The organism is Thalassoroseus sp. (genome assembly GCF_984380535.1).
This window is the reverse complement of record NZ_CFHRBF010000015.1, coordinates 208,877-224,587: the sequence shown is the minus strand read 5'-3', so window position 1 is coordinate 224,587 and position 15,711 is coordinate 208,877. Positions and strand designations below refer to the sequence as shown.

Here is a 15,711-nt window from a genome sequence, read left to right as displayed (position 1 = left end):
GGTTTACAATGGGAGCCGTCCCTTCGCTGAATGGCACAATCACTCCACCCCCTTACCCCGTTCAAAAATGAGTCAGGACCGCTTTCAAAGCACGGAATGGAGCGTCGTGCTACGGGCCGGAATGTCGCCCACGGAGCAATCTCGGGCGGCGTTGGAAGATCTATGCCGGGCCTACTGGTATCCCCTGTACGCATATTGCCGACGACGAGGGCACGCGGAGGCGGATGCAGAGAATCTCGTGCAGGGCTTCTTTTGTTACCTCATCGAACATTCTGTAGTTGGGACTGCCGATCCAGAACGGGGCCGGTTCCGCTCGTTTTTGTTGAAGTCGTTGTCTAACTTCATCAATCAACATTGGCGATCGGAACACACGCTCAAAAGAGGTGGGCAAGTCCGGATTCTTTCGCTCGATCAGGAAGATTTCGAGCAGCAGTACCAGGAGGCCCTCGGAGAACAGGGGACGCCCGAACTTTTCTTTGAACGTCGTTGGGTTGAAACCCTGATGAATCGCGTGATCGGTCAGTTGCGACAACACTATGTTTCCGCCGACCGAGCCGAATTGTTCGAGTTGCTCAAGCCCTTCCTCGCAGGAGGCGTACCTAAAGGGGAGTTTGCGTCTCGATTGAATATGACAGAAGCCGCGATCGCGATGGCGTTGTCCCGCATGCGGAAGCGATACGGACAGGTGTTTCGCCAAATGGTGGCCGAGACCCTGGCCGACCCCAACGATGTCGAGGACGAATTGCGACGCCTGATGTCGGTGCTGGCAGACACGCGATGTGCGCCGAAGTCGTCTGGGGACTCGACAGGAAGTGTGATGTCACATGAGTGAGAACGGACAAAAACACTGCCCTCGTTGCGGCCAAATTCTCAGGCCGTCGGTTGCCGAGGGTCAATGTGTCGGCTGTCTGATCCAATTGGCTCTCAACCAATCGGAAGACTCACTTCGAGAAGTCGAGGACGCCGATGTATTTCTTCGAAATGGCGAGGATTTCGGCGATTACCGATTGCACGAGGAAATCGCTCGGGGCGGCATGGGTGTTGTCTATCGCGCGACTCAGTTCAGCTTGAACCGCGAAGTGGCGGTCAAGATGATTCTGGGCGGCCAGTTAGCCACGCGAGAGTCGGTGCAACGATTTCGCATCGAGGCCGAAGCCGCCGCGAAACTCAATCATCCCGGCATCGTCCCCATTTACGAGATTGGGGAGCACGAATCGCAGCATTACTTCGCCATGCGGTTCATTGAAGGCATTGACCTGGGGCGTTCGCTTAAGGATCACCTTCTGTCGAACGATCCCGCGTCATCGCCGAGGATCGCACAGGTGCGAATCGCTCGGTTGATCGGTCGCGTCACACGAGCGTTGGCCTTCGCCCATGAGCACGGCGTCCTGCATCGGGACATTAAGCCGACGAACATCTTGATCGACCGGGAGGGCAATCCGTACGTGACCGACTTTGGCTTGGCCAAACTGATTGGGTACGAAGAGAACGACCTCACGCTCACTTCGACCCTGGTGGGCAGTCCGAGTTACATGGCTCCCGAACAGGCGACGGCGGGCCGACGCAAAATCACCACTGCCGCCGACGTCTACGGTATCGGTGCCGTCCTTTATGAATTGCTCACGGGCCACCCGCCTTTCGAGGGAAAAACGGCACTCGATACGGTGCGGCTCGTCATGGACCGACCACCGGTTCGCCCTTCGCAACACAATCCGCAGGTGCATCCGGACCTGGAAACAATTACGTTGAAGTGTCTGGAGAAAGAGCCCGCTCGACGATACGCGACCGCGAATGACCTGGCCGACGATCTCCAAAGATTCGCTGACGGACAAGCCATCAAGGCAAGACCGGTCGGTCGAGCAGAGCAACTCCTGTTGTGGGCTCGTCGCAACCCTGTTCCGGCGACACTCAGTATCGGTTTACTTCTCGCGTTGATACTTGGTCTGGTGGGAGTCGGTTGGCAAGCGAACAAAACGCGAATTGCCAATGAAACCCTGTCCAACACCGTTCGACGATTGAAGATCGAACGGGTCGATCGGCTTCTCGATCAAGATCAGGAAGCACGAGCACTCGCCCAGGTTGCGCAGCTCATTCGAGAAGGGACAAACGACTGGCGATCCGCCATGCTCGCAATGTCCATCATGGAGCAACGGCAATTCGTCGTTCCCGGCGCCAGCCCGATTCGGTTTCCCAAAGAAGACGCGGTCATTGATGCCCAAACACAACCCGGCGGACGACTTCTCGCGGTTATGTCTTCGCACGGGTGGATTCGCTTCTATGACTCTTTGGACGGTTCCCAACACGGTCGCCCGTTGGAAAGTGACGAGGGGTTTCGATCGTTCGCCTTCGACAAGCGTGGGAAGCGGCTGATTGCATTGTCAGCAGAAAACCGCGTTGCGGTCTGGGAATTGGAAACGCGGGATCGACTGTGGAAGCCGTTCTCGACCGAGCAGAAAATTGACGCGGTGCAGTTTCTTGGTGACGGCGAATTTTTCATGACTGTCTCCTCTTCGACGGTCCAGATCCACACAACGGCAGACGGAAAACTTCTGCACAAGCTCGACCACGGCCACCGTATCCGCGACGCGATGCCATCAGCGGTTGGAACACGATTGATGACTGCCAGTCGCAATAATGCAAACGCCCCAATTCGGATTTGGAATTGGCAGAGCGGAGAACTGGAAACCTCGCTCAAACCGGGACGCATTTTTTCTGCGTGTCTCAATCGAGAGGGAACTTGTGTGGCTTGGGTGTCGCGGAAGACGCTTGAAATTTGGAGTCTCGAAAGCGATTCGTCAGTTGCTACGTTCGACGGACTGACAAGGACCGGGGAACGTCCGTTGGCGTTTAGTCCGGACGGAAACATCCTTGCCGTCGGTTCGTTCCGAGCAATTCAGTTGTATGATCTTGTCACTCAGAAACCCATCGGGCAAATCGAGCACGATTACAATATCGAAGATTATGTGTTTTCCCCGGATAGTCGTTGGATTGTCACCGCATCCGGCGACTCGACCGCACGATTGTGGGACGCCCACACCGGGAAGCCCGCCTCCGCTTCGATGGGTCACGCCAGCCGGGTTGCCCGTGTGCAGTGGAGCAATCATCACGAGCCTCCAAAGCTGATGACGTTTGCCGCTCCTTTTCGATACGCTCGACATCGCCCAGCAGTCCTGCGGGTGTGGACCATCCAGCCAAGAAAATTGCCAGCGGACCGGAGCTATGAACATAATGCGCATGATGGCGTCGGTTGGACCTCCGACGAACGATTGTTGGTATCTAACAACATCCGCAACCAATTATTCTTCAAAGATCGCCACACGGGGGAAATCGTCGGTCAACCGTTCCAGGCTGCTGGACCGGTCTGGGGAGCCTTCATTGTTGAGAATGACAAAAAGCTGATTACAGTTTCGTCGAACGCTTCTGTGTCCATGTGGTCCATTCCTGACGGGAAGCCCTTGATAGACCCGATCAAAGTCCCGGCATCTGTCCATCCTTCCGACATCTCACCGGATCAACAGTTATTCGCAATCGGAATGACAAATCATGTCGTCCAGGTTCGTTCGACGGCGGATGGTCGACTCCTTTTGGAATACGAGCATGACGACGAGTTGAACTCCGTCATGTTCTCGCCGGACAGTCGCCGGATCGTCAGTGGATCGTCCGACAACACCGTGATGATTCGAAACATTGAAACCGGAGAACTGCTGACGCATTTTACGGCCCATCGCGATCAGGTCACTTGGGCCGAGTTCGATCGGACCGGAGAATATGTGCTGTCCTCGTCGCATGACGGCACTGCTCGCGTTTGGAACAGCCATACCGGGCACGAGTTGCTCCCTCCGTTAAAGCACCGCAGCGAAGTACTTCACGCCGAACTTTCGCCAGATGGTCGTCTGATCGCGACGGCGTCCCGCGATCGGACGGTGGGTGTCTGGGACGTGAAAACCGGCAAACTCCGCTACGCCTTCTTGCAACATCCCGGCGCAGTCCGCAACGTCCGATTCAGCCCCGATGGCCGACTCTTACTGACGATCGCATTTGATGGACCGCGAATTTGGGATGTCGACAATGGCGTTCCACTTACGGTCCGATTCGATCAAACGGTCCGGGTAGGAACCGGATTTCAAGATAAAAGCGGGATGGGCCGATTTATGAAGGATGGTCGATCCTTCATGCTCGCGACCGATTCCAGCCAGCTTCTGATCTGGGAAGTCCCTATCCCCCCGCACGAGGTTCCCGACTGGTTCGCGGGTTTTGTCGAATCCGTGGCCGGTGTCAGAATTGCGGCTGAGATCGATGTCCCGGAACTAGTGGCCGCCGAGGAGTACCTAAGTCTCAGGCAAACAATTTTGGAATTGCCAACATCAGATGACTATGTTCGTTGGGCTCAGAGTTGGATCAAGGGAGAATCAGGACCAAACGGACCGACTCAGGAAGCACTTCAACGCTGAGAAAAAAAGTAGCACGGACGAAAGACAGGAGACATCCCAATGCCATCGACTCCAAACCCCAAAGAAAAAGAATGTCCGACGAGACGTCCCAGAACAGTGACGATCCCAAGAAATCGCTGACACTCTCATGTCTGATCTCAGGTTTCGTCAATTCCACAGTCTCAAGAACGTCCTCAACCTCGTGATCGTCGTAGGCTACGTGAATAAGCGACTCGATAACGCCCGAGTCCTTCGTTATCTCTCGATGAGTTCACGGCGACTTATCACCGGCTCGTAACACTCCTTTAGTGTTTCATTCCCAACCTCAACTCGGCTTCTCAGCTACACCAGGATTTCCATGAGCTGAAACCCGACCGCTATGGGAGTTTCTTCCGGCCCGTCATGCGTTGCTATTCTTCCAAGGCTGACAAACGCACGTACGGCGAGTTCCAATGGACTTGGCGGTCCTCGCAGTGCAGTGTCTAACGCCGTACGTGAATAGCTGGCTTGCTGAAACTCCGGGAATCACCTAGACGAAATGGCGAATGATATCAGCGAGAATGCGGCGGGTGTCGATCGGGCCATCCGGCTTTGGCGATAGCAAACCGTTGCTTTGCTCCCCGCTGCTGGTCCATCGATTCGATCCCCGCGAGTTGGGTCTCCTTGAGCAACACAGTTAATACGAAAGGCAGGTCGATCGATATTTCATCAATCGAACTCTCTTAAATAGGTTGTCCTACTGCTATTGATGTTCGGTAGAAAACTGTGCAGCGTAGGCAAAAGTTCTACTAGACCGTATCACGGTCTTCTGTGTTCGCGATGAATACGAAATCCCCTATGGTTAGCTGAATTCCGCGAGACAGAACCCCCTTCGATAAAAAGTCAACTGCTCTCATGAATGATCGATATTCTCACCGACACTCTCTTATTGAATTGATCGACGGGAGTCGAACTTAGTTTCTTCTTGAGGGTGGGAATTGGCCGTATCGAAATCAAACAAGTTCTGAAATCGAGCCAAGGTATAATAGGAAGTCGGTGCTAGAATCAGCACTAAGACCGTACCAAAAACTAGACCGAAACTCAGACTAGTCGCCATGGGAATTAAGACTTGAGCTTGTCGGGAAGTTTCCAACAGAATGGGCAACATTCCTCCGACTGTGGTGAGTGAGGTCAGAAGAACTGGACGGCAGCGACGACGACCTGCATCCTGAATCGCTTCCTCCAACGACAGGCCATCGTTAATGCGGCGGTTGATGAAATCGATCAACACAATCGAATCGTTGACAACAATCCCCGAAAGTGCCACGAGTCCATAAATACTAAAGAGAGTGAACGGCAATCCCTGGATCACATGCCCAAAAATCGCGCCGCAGACGCCGAAGGGGATAATGGACAAAATTAGTAGTGGTTGGAGGTACGATCGGAATTCAATGGTCAACAGCAAATACATTCCGAGCATGACTGCCGCAAAACCGTAAAGCATGCTCGTCATGGATTCGTTGGTTTGCTCTTCCTGTCCCTCCCAAAGAACGCGGAGTTCCGGATATTCCTCAGCGAGTTCCGGCATGAGTGTCTGCCGCATATCCGCGGTGATCTGAAACGCGTTGCCTTCAGTCTCGTCAACATCGGCCGTAATGGTAATCGAACGCATTTGATCGAGGCGGTGGATGGCTGAGTAACTGCGTTGAACATCGATCTCGGCCAATTCCGTCAGCGGACGTTCATTGCCTTCTGAATCGCGAACTTGCAGCTCGTCGAAGTTGGCGAGCGATCGACGCTGATGGCGAGGGTAACGGACACGCAATTCGACCTCATGTCGCCCACGTTGAAGTCGCATGGCTTCGTCGCCGTAGTAGGCCGCTCGTACGGTGCGTGAGAGTTCGCTCAACGAAACGCCCATCGACCGCGCGTCTTCACGAGTCCGTATACGGTACTCCCATTTTCCGGGGCGACCTCCGGCGGAGACATCGTGCACGCCGGGATATTTCTCCAGACGGTCAACGCACTTTTGCACGGCGGCTTCGAGTTTGGGAATGTCCTGGCTGCGGGCCATCAAGGAAAATTCGATCGGTTGCCCGGCAATGCCGCGTGGCCCGGAACTGAACGAAACGAGATCCGCCCCCGCGAACTGCCCGGCTGCCTGTCGCCAACGTTGGACAAACTCTTGGCTGGTCAGATCGCGAGTTCCCACTTCGGAAAGTTGGACGGACAAACTGCCGACATGGCTTCCCGTCGAGACGTCTCCATCCGTGTTGGCTCCATATCCGACGGCCTCATGAACGACGGTGACGACTCCCTCGGTATCCCCCGCGAGACCTTCATCGATCGCGTCCTGATTAATTTTCCAGACAGCCGCTTGCAATCGTTCGGTGGCTTTGATGGTCGTCTCTTCGGGGGTGCCATCGGGAAAGGCGATGATGACCTCGCAGAAATTCGAGTCGATTCGGGGAAGAACAATATAAGGCACCAGTCCACTACGAACTGTGGCGACCGTCACAACGAGTAAAGCGACCGCCGTGCTACCAATGAACAGCGGAAAGCGGATTGCGAAACGCAATGTCGGTAGGTAGATGTTCTCGATAAATCGGTCCAGCAACACCGCGACTCGGGCATTGACCCAGGCAATCAATAAGGCCAGGAATCGAAACGGTCCGAGGAGCCATTGGAAAAACAGCATCAACATTCCGTCTTTGTGGGCCAAGTGGCACGGCAGGACGGTCAACGCTTCCATCAGTGAAAACAGCAAGATCGCGATCACCGCGAACGGCAGAACCTGAGTAAATCGAGCCAGCCGTCCGGTCATGAACAACATTGGCAAAAACGCGAGTATGGTGGTCAACACGCTAGTAATCACCGAGGGCATCACTTCAAGCGTGCCGTCGATCGCGGACTGCACAAGACTTTTCCCTTGCGCACGATGAACGTGGATGTTCTCGCCAATCACAATCGCATCGTCCACCATGATTCCCAGGGCGATCAGAAATGCGAACATCGAGGTCATGTTGAACGTCTGGCCGGTGAAATACATCGCCGCACACGCGCCGGCAATCGAGACCGGAATTCCCATCGAAACCCAAATGGCTAATCGCAGTTCCAAAAACAACGTCAGCAGAATGAAGACGAGGATCAACCCCTGCCAACCGTTTTTCACCAGCAACATCAGCCGGGCTTCCACATCGTCCGTCCGATCGCGAAAGCTGATGAGCCGATAACCCTCCGGGGCCTGATACTCGCGGACAAATTCCTTCACCGCGTTGCCGACTTTGATGACGTCTTCCGTTTCGCTCGTGTCGATCTGAATGGCCAGTCCCGGCTGACCGTTGATCCGGCTGATGGCGGCGTCATCGGTAAACTCATCGCGAACCGTTCCCAAATCGCCGACGGTCAGAACGAGTCCCGTGGCGTCGGTCACCAGCGGGATTTTCGCGATGGACGCGCCGGTCGACTGACGGTTGCTGCCGCGAAGCAAAATTTCCTGGGAGTTCGTTTTGATGGTTCCTCCCGGAACCTCGACGTTTTCTTCACGAACGATTTCCGCGACTTGCGACAGTGTAAGATTATGTTGTCGGAGCGTTTCTTCCGCGATTTCGATGTCGATCTGATAACGAGGCACACCGATAACTTCCGCTTGCGAAACTTCCGGCAGCAGCAAGATTTCGTCACGGATGTTTTCCGCCAATTCTCGCAAAGCCAGACGGCCATCGACCGTGTTGTCTTCCGGTCCGACGACACCGATATTCAGGGCTGTCGTACGGGGTTGTTGACGCTGCACAGTCGGCTGTTCCGCCAACGCGGGGAGACTGGGAATTCCATCGACACGCGAACGCACTTCGCCGAGAATTTCTTGGACGTCCGCTTCGCTCAGGTCGGCGTCTAGTTCAACGGAAACGACTCCCTGGCCTTCGCGGGCGATCGATGTGATTCGCCGCACGCCTTGAACGGATTGCACACTTTCTTCGATCCGTTGGCAGATGCCTTCTTCGATTTCCTCCGGGCTGGCTCCACGGTATTCGACACTGATCTGCACAACATCGAGGTTGGAATACGGCCAGAATTCCCGCTGCATCGAGACGGCACACCAGACGCCCAACAGCAGAGTTGCCAAAACAACCGTGTTGGTAGCGGGGGCATTTGCGACAGCCCAACTCACAACGGATTTCATGGCAATCTTTCTCGACCGCCGCCCGAAGGCCTTTTAGCAACCTGTTGGCGGTCTTGAGGTTTCTTCGGGCGGGAACTTCCCAGTTCGGACACAAGCTGACCGTCTTTCGCATTGGGAACCGGCGAACTGATGATCTGGCTCTTGGTATCGAGCGACGTGAATCGAGTGTCAATGTATGCCTCACCCGACTCGATCCGCGCGATGGGAATGGATTCGATCCGGAGCTTGCCGGCGATCATTAGCCAAACCTTTTTTCCCGGCCTGACAACCGATTCCGGAATGGTCAACAAGTGCTGTCGAGGTTGACAGTGCAGCGCGACCGTTACGAACATTCCCCGTTGCAAAGCCAAATCCCGTTGCCCGTAGCCGCTTGTTGGAGAGATGCTTTTCGCGGGTTGGGGGACATGAATCCGAACCGGCACCGTTCGGGTTTTTTCGTCATGCCCCAATCCGTCCTGGCGACTGAGTGTTCCCTCCCATTCCCATGTTTGACTTCCTTGCCGGTACGAAACGGTAACGGGGATCGACGGAAGTCGATACAGTCGCGATTCCGAATTTTCGATCGCGGCCGTCTCGGTCTCGGAAGCGTGGTATTGAATGAAATCTAGATCGTCCGCGCGGAGGTTGCACCGCACCTCGACATGAGACGTGTCCTCGATCAGCGCGATGGGGGTTCCTGGCGAGACGGTCGAATTTTCTTCGACATTGTGGCGGATAACCATCCCGGAGAATGGAGCCGTGACAGTCGCGCGGGAAAGATCCAACCGCGCTTTCTCCAACTGGAGAGCCACCAGATCGCGAGTCATTCCCAAGGTTTTGGTCCGCAAGTCCAACTCGCGAATCAAGTTTTCCTGAGTTGTCAGTTGCTCCTGTGCCAACAATAGCGTCTCGCGAACGGTTCCCATCTCCGAAGCGGTAGCCGCTTGACGGGTTCTCAGGTTGCCGAACCGTTTCACCTCATCTTCGCGGAGCTTCACAACCTCTTGATGAAACTTGACCAGACGAGCCGTGTTTTCGCGGGTGACGTCCAGGCTGGTCAAATCCGCAGTGGCTTTCTCGAACTCTTTCTTCAGGCGGGAAACTTCCAGCTCGTAATCCTGGGGATCAATTTTGAGCAGCGTTTCTCCTTCGGTGACAAACCGTCCGGGACTGAGGGCATCCGCCTTGTAGATGACTTCCCCGCCAACTCGAGCCGCGAGTTCCACTTCCCGGTAAGGAATGACGACGCCGGTGGTCTGGATATCCACTGTTCCGGAATGCCGACGCGGATGCACCGACTCGACGGGTGTAGACTTCCGCGGTGCCGGTTTCCGGCGGTTCGGTTTGGACTCTTTCCCAATCGCCAGGAAAAAGAACCCCGCCAGTCCGAGAACCAACACCGGTGCGACCCACTGGAAGAGGTGAGAGGCAATTTTCGATCGGGTCATCACTGGGCTCGTCTCCGGTTGCCGCGATTTTTCATTTCCAATTGCCCCCAATACCCGCCGATGATGTGCGGAAATTTTCCGGGAGTGACATGGTAATGCGGTCCGCGGAGTGGGTCTTCATGCAGGTTGAAATCGTTGATGGGATTCTCCGTGTCATTCTTCGCCAAGAGACCCTGGGATTCGTAAGGACCGTAAACCGGGAACCCGTCGAACGCGAACCCGATGATGCTGGAATGTCCCGTGCCTTCGTCATTCCAAGGAGTTTTCACGCACACGGGGTATTTGTGGTAATGATACGAACTCTGTGGGCTGGGGTGCCCGCAACAACGATCCAACCGCCACACCGCGTCCGCCTCGAAGATGTGGTCGAAGGGGTTGAAGAAAATCACTCCGTTGGTCGCCACGCCAATCGGCCCCATCGGGAGTGCTCCGTTTTCGTTCTGAGCATTCATCGAAATATGCTGTGGGTCGACTTCCGGGTGAATGGGGATGTACCACGTCATTCGCTGCTCTTGAATGTACGACGGGTTGCCATCCAACATCCGCCAGCGGTCCGGGAAGGAAGCCGTGGGGTGATTGGGCACGTTCTTGCTGTGCATGACGATATGGTCCTCGGTGACCGTGATCACGAGGTTGTCGGGGAGGTATTGGTCCTTTTCGACAAGTTGCCCATCAAGATTTTTGTACCCTTTTCGCAGCCACGCGGTCATGTTTCCGGCGAAAGGAGCTTCGAGCTTGTCGGACTTGTAGAGCAATTGATCCGCGTTGGTATGATCGAACTGTTCCGGGAGCTGACGAGATTTCCCTTGAGGATCGAAATACCATCGTCCTCCCAGGTGAACCAAAGAACTGAGTTCCGGCTGCGGAAGACTCCGGTTTCCATTCGCGGGTGGCTGGTATTTTGCGGGGGCATGAATTGGTGTGACGTGCATGGACCGCACCCAGAATTCCGATTTCCGTCCCGTTCCCACGCCGTTGTCGAACCCGACGCTGATACTCAGCGTGTCGACCTCGGGAAAAGGCGTGCGGATATCCATCGAGTAAGTTCGCCAAGTCGCTCGCCCCAGACTTTCGTTGGTGCCTTCATCTGCGAAGTCTGCTCGTTCCCGTTCCACCTGGGCATAAATTCGCGTTTTGATGGAGTCGAGCGTGTCTTTCCCGTCGTTCTGGAAGAACTCGACCTGAAGATAAAGATCATCATTCTTGACGGCGAAGTCGTCTTGAGCCATACCGGAGATGCTCAGCCGATACCAGCGGTTTTCAGACGTGACTTGATCGTAAGACAGCGTGGCTTGTCCGTTGTGTTGGCCGTCCCGATTGTGGTCTTCCCCGGAAAGCAACCGCAAGCCAAACCCGTTCAACTCGACCCGTTGGCTTCCCAGTGGGCCGTAAATCACGTCGCCTGCGAGTTTTGCCTGGGCCATTTTTTCGCCCTCGGCGAGTGATTTGGACTCGACTGGCGAGTCCTGAGCCATCGCAAGTTGCGTGGGTCGATCGGCATTCACCTGTTCGAGGAATTGCGAGAGTTGATGCGTCATTTTTGTGGCAACGTCTGTGTTCACATTAATCAGGTTCCGCTTCTCCCCGGCATCCTCGGCAAGATGGTATAACTCACGTGCCCCGGCGGATGTTTGGATCAATTTCCAGTCCTGTTGAATCAACGCCAAGTCCTGTTCCCCAACGACCAGACTGCGAGGCTGCTTCGACCCGGTTGTCAGAGACGGCCAGAGATTGATGCCGTCCAGCGGTCGTTGGGTGTCCAACGAAACGTGACAGGCGGCAGCGAGGGTGGGGAAGAGATCGTCAATCACCATCAGTTGATCGCTGGTGCCGGGCCGGAGTCCGTCCGGAAATCGGATCAAGCAAGGCATTCGAACTCCGCCCTCGTACACTTCTCGTTTCTGCCCCCGAAAAGGACCGTTGGAACCAATCCGAACCGCACCATTGTCCGAGGCAAACACGACGATTGTGTTTTCGGACATTTCGTTTTGATCGAGTGCTTTCAGAATGTTCCCGATGGCGTCATCCAAGCTGGTGATCATAGCGGCGTAATTTCCCGCTCGGTTATCCAACCGGTCTCGGTACTTGGCTACGAGTGTTTCAGGAGCTTGGAACGGGCTGTGCGGAGCGTTAAACGCCACGACCATACACAACGGCGTTCCGTCGGCATTGTGAATTTGTCGAACGGCTTCGGCTGAAAACAGGTCGGTGGCGTACCCCGTTTCCTCAATCGGTTTCCCGTTCCGTTGCCAGTCCAACCGTCCTCGCGAAGTGTGGTCGAAGTAATCCACCGAAGCCGAGAGAAACCCGTAGAACTGATCGAAACCGCGATTCACCGGATGCGTTTTCCCGTCCTCGCTCACCCCCAGATGCCATTTTCCGATCAAGCTCGTCCGATATCCCGCCTTCTGAAATGCAGTCGGCAGGAGAAATTCGGCGGCCGGCAAACCGACATCCCGGGGACGAACCGGTCCAAAGATGCCATAGCGATGGGGAAATCGGCCGGTCAACATGGCCGCTCGGGTGGGACTGCATGCCGGGTACGCGTAGAACCGAGTGAGTTCCAGACTCTCTTGGGCAAGTCGATCAAGATGCGGAGTCTCCGCCGATCCGCCGTGAAAGCCAACATCACCCCACCCGAGATCGTCCGCGAGCAAAACAACCACATTCTTGGGGTCGTCGGCCTGAGCGGCACATTCGAGACTGAGAAAAAAAATGAAAAATAGAGAACAGGCTCGGGCTATCGAGCGGAGTGATGACATGGTCTTGGTCCGTAGAAAAATCCGATGTGGGAAACTCTGGGAACTGTTGAACCCGACACGTTTCAACCTTGATCGAAGGCTGATCGCCGGACGAGCGTACGATCGATCTCGAAATGTTTCTGGTTGATAAAACCCGGCCGATCCCAAAAATCTACAGGAGATTTTCGAATTCTGAAAAAAGTGGACTCGACGACTCGGCCCGATCACTCGCCATCCCCCTGACAGGTCGGCTAACATTTTGCGATGAGCAGCGAGTTAGAACATGAGTTGAGAGCCGGAAACACGCAGCGGTTTGGGGAACTGTTTTTGATTCACCAACCCCGGTTGTGGCAGACGATTCATTTTCGGCTCAATGATCGAATCCGAGGCCGGGTGGACACCGACGATGTCGTGCAAGAGGTCTATTTGGCTGCCGAGAAACGGCTGTCGCATTATCTCGACGGGGACTTTCCGTCGCTGTTTCTTTGGCTGCGTTTGATCACGGCACAGGTCCTCAGCGACATTCACCGGCAGCATCTGGGAACCGAGTCACGTTCGGTCAGCCGAGAATCCGGCCCCACATCCACGGCGGGTCACACTTCGATTTGTTTGTCTCAGCGATTCGTGGCTCACCTGACTTCACCCAGCCAAGCCGTTGCCCGGGATGAACTCATTGTGCAGGTGCGAGAATCACTAGACGCTATGACCGACCTGGATCGCGAAATTGTTGCCCTGCGGCATTTCGAAGAACTGACCAATCAGGAAGTCGCTCAGGAGTTGGGCATCACACCGAAGGCGGCGAGTATTCGATACATGCGGGCTCTCGAACGACTCCGAACGATCCTTGAGCGTATCGAATCCTTGGAAAATCCCTCGAATTGATGAATTTGGTTGTAGACCATGGAAAACCAGCGGGTTTAGTGAGTCATCAAGTCGGAACTTTTCCAAACCCCTACTCAGGGAGAAATGATGAAACGGCTCGTTTATCAACTGGTCATCGTGGTGGCGGGAACTTGTATGTTGCAGACCACCGCCGACGCCCAACCTCCGGGTCGTCCCAACAATCAACCCGGTCAAGGTGCCGGACCGGGTCGGCGTGGTCCGGGCGCCGGTCCGCAGGGGCAAACTCCACCGATGATGAGAATTTTCGATCTCAACGAAGATGGGGAACTCTCAGCGGAGGAAATTGATCGGGCCGCAAAATCCCTACGCAAACTGGATCGAAATTCCGACGGAAAACTGACTGTCGAGGAATTCCGGGCCATGTCACCAGGAAACATGCGACCGGGATCTTCCGGGCAAGGTCAACGGGGACAACGCCCACCGGGACAAGGTCGACCCGAACCAGATCGGCCAGAAGAAGATCGCGTCGGTCAGGGCGGGCAACGCGGTGGTCAGGGAGCCCGACCTCGTGACCGAGTTCGTCAACGTGACACGGCCTTCCTCGAGAAATTCCCGATTGGCTCCACGTTGCCGGAGTCGTTGCAGCTTTACAATACCGAGCGCAAACTCGTACCAGCGAACAGCATTTTCAAAGCCAAGTATACCGTGGTCGTGGGCGGTTGCCTGACTTGCCCCGAATACCGCAATTCGTATCCGGAAATCGAAGCGGTGGCCGCAGACTATCGCGACAAGGGCGTGCAGTTCTACTTCCTGTTTCAATCGTTGACTCACCCGGAAAACTGGGGCTACGTGCAGCCCACATCGATTCAGGAACGGTTCTCCCAGGTGGATCATGCCAAAGACTTGTTGAAGACGACCATCCCCTGGCTGACGGACACGATGGACAACGAAATGAAGGCGTTTTTCGAGATGACGCCGAATTCCCAGTTCGTGTTCGACAGTGAAGGCAGAATCGTTCATCGAGATTCCTGGGGTCGGGGTTCCAGCTTGCGGGAATCTCTGGAAAAACTCGTCGGTCCGTCCCGAAAAGTCACGACCGTTGCCGAGCTGAACCTACCCACGTTTCGATCGCAACGAACGTCCCCCGCCGACATGCTCGTGGAGCGGAAGACTCTCGAGGGAGTCGCCGTGCCGCTGAAGGTCGCCGCCGGTGGGGAAGAACTCGTGGTCGACGCTCTCAAGTCAACGGACTTCGAAGCATCCAATCGCTACGCCAAACTGCGTCCGGAGGCCGATCAGGAACTGCTGCGAACCGGCAGCGGAACGTTGTACCTCGGCTTCCGACAGGATCCGATTCTGGGGGCCGCCTGGAACAATCTGGCTTCCCCTCCCAAATACCGAGTCACCGCGGAGGGCGTCACCGTAACACCGGCAATGGCCGCAGCCGAAAAGCTGGACGTGGATTCGGACACCGAACCGCGTGAGTTCCTGCTCGACGTGCGGAACTGGCAAGCTGGCGAACCGATTCAAGTCGAGATTCAATATTTCGCGTGCAACAAGGAAAAGGGTTGGTGCAAGGCCGTCACGCAGGAATTCACTGTCTGGCTCGAACAGGATCGAACCGCAGGCTTGGTGAATGGGCGAAGTCATTTCCCTGGCGGAAATCGAAATGCCCGGCCCGGTCAACCCAGACGGGGCCAAGGTCGCTTTGGGCAGTCGGGACAGGGTCGGCCAGGACAGGGGCAACCGGGACAGGGGCGACCGGGACAAGGCCCAGGTCGCATGGGACAAGGACGACCGGGACCGCCAGGAGGCGGAAGTCCTGGCGGCAGAAACCCCGCTCAGGAAGACGCTTCCTTTGCGGCTCAGTTGATAGAATTGGATGAGAACAAGGATAGCTTCCTCAGCCGGGAGGAGTTGCCGGATCACATGCAGGCGGCTTTCCAGAAGGCGGACCAAGACAAAAACGGGAAACTGGACGAGTCCGAACGTCTGCTGCTGGCAGCCGAATTTCGCCGCAACAAACTCCGACCGGACGGTTCCGAACCGGAAGTGAAAAACGCCCCCGTCCGCCCCGGTTCCAGCCGTCCTCCAAGGAATTAACTAGA

7 protein-coding genes are annotated in these 15,711 nt (G+C 55.6%); 4 read left to right on the top strand and 3 right to left on the bottom strand.

What is annotated here, in order from left to right:
- Positions 1-67 precede the first annotated feature (67 nt).
- Complete coding sequence (locus AC5DDB_RS20920; RefSeq protein WP_491741709.1) at positions 68-832, top strand: RNA polymerase sigma factor; 765 nt, start codon at positions 68-70, stop codon at positions 830-832.
- Complete coding sequence (locus AC5DDB_RS20915; protein ID WP_491741708.1) at positions 825-4,451, top strand: protein kinase domain-containing protein; 3,627 nt, start codon at positions 825-827, stop codon at positions 4,449-4,451. Before AC5DDB_RS20920 ends, AC5DDB_RS20915 begins: the two co-directional genes overlap by 8 nt.
- 904 nt (positions 4,452-5,355) lie before the next feature.
- Here AC5DDB_RS20915 and AC5DDB_RS20910 read toward each other — a convergent pair.
- The 3 genes from AC5DDB_RS20910 to AC5DDB_RS20900 are packed head-to-tail and all read right to left on the bottom strand — an operon-like array spanning position 5,356 to position 12,781.
- The gene (locus AC5DDB_RS20910) at positions 5,356-8,592 is read right to left on the bottom strand and encodes an efflux RND transporter permease subunit (protein WP_491741707.1); all 3,237 of its coding nucleotides are present in this window, start codon (positions 8,590-8,592) and stop codon (positions 5,356-5,358) included.
- Complete coding sequence (locus AC5DDB_RS20905; RefSeq protein WP_491741706.1) at positions 8,589-10,019, bottom strand: efflux RND transporter periplasmic adaptor subunit; 1,431 nt, start codon at positions 10,017-10,019, stop codon at positions 8,589-8,591. Before AC5DDB_RS20905 ends, AC5DDB_RS20910 begins: the two co-directional genes overlap by 4 nt.
- Positions 10,019-12,781 carry a sulfatase-like hydrolase/transferase gene (locus AC5DDB_RS20900; protein WP_491741705.1) on the bottom strand — a complete coding sequence of 921 codons (2,763 nt, stop codon included), beginning with the start codon at positions 12,779-12,781 and terminating at the stop codon, positions 10,019-10,021. The genes AC5DDB_RS20905 and AC5DDB_RS20900 overlap by 1 nt, the downstream gene beginning before the upstream one ends.
- Positions 12,782-13,024: 243 nt before the next feature.
- Between AC5DDB_RS20900 and AC5DDB_RS20895 the strand changes: the two genes are divergently transcribed.
- The gene (locus AC5DDB_RS20895) at positions 13,025-13,642 is read left to right on the top strand and encodes a sigma-70 family RNA polymerase sigma factor (RefSeq protein WP_491741704.1); all 618 of its coding nucleotides are present in this window, start codon (positions 13,025-13,027) and stop codon (positions 13,640-13,642) included.
- 87 nt (positions 13,643-13,729) lie between these two features.
- Positions 13,730-15,706: a hypothetical protein gene (locus tag AC5DDB_RS20890; protein WP_491741703.1), complete on the top strand. Its 1,977-nt coding sequence runs from the start codon at positions 13,730-13,732 to the stop codon at positions 15,704-15,706.
- Positions 15,707-15,711 lie beyond the last annotated feature (5 nt).

What these genes read in the sequence shown, in the direction of transcription:
- AC5DDB_RS20910 (WP_491741707.1), bottom strand. Translation starts at nt 8,592, where the DNA reads ATGAAATCCGTTGTGAGTTGGGCTGTCGCAAATGCCCCCGCTACCAAC.
- AC5DDB_RS20890 (WP_491741703.1), top strand. Translation starts at nt 13,730, where the DNA reads ATGAAACGGCTCGTTTATCAACTGGTCATCGTGGTGGCGGGAACTTGT.
- AC5DDB_RS20900 (WP_491741705.1), bottom strand. Translation starts at nt 12,781, where the DNA reads ATGTCATCACTCCGCTCGATAGCCCGAGCCTGTTCTCTATTTTTCATT.
- AC5DDB_RS20915 (WP_491741708.1), top strand. Translation starts at nt 825, where the DNA reads ATGAGTGAGAACGGACAAAAACACTGCCCTCGTTGCGGCCAAATTCTC.
- AC5DDB_RS20920 (WP_491741709.1), top strand. Translation starts at nt 68, where the DNA reads ATGAGTCAGGACCGCTTTCAAAGCACGGAATGGAGCGTCGTGCTACGG.
- AC5DDB_RS20905 (WP_491741706.1), bottom strand. Translation starts at nt 10,019, where the DNA reads ATGACCCGATCGAAAATTGCCTCTCACCTCTTCCAGTGGGTCGCACCG.
- AC5DDB_RS20895 (WP_491741704.1), top strand. Translation starts at nt 13,025, where the DNA reads ATGAGCAGCGAGTTAGAACATGAGTTGAGAGCCGGAAACACGCAGCGG.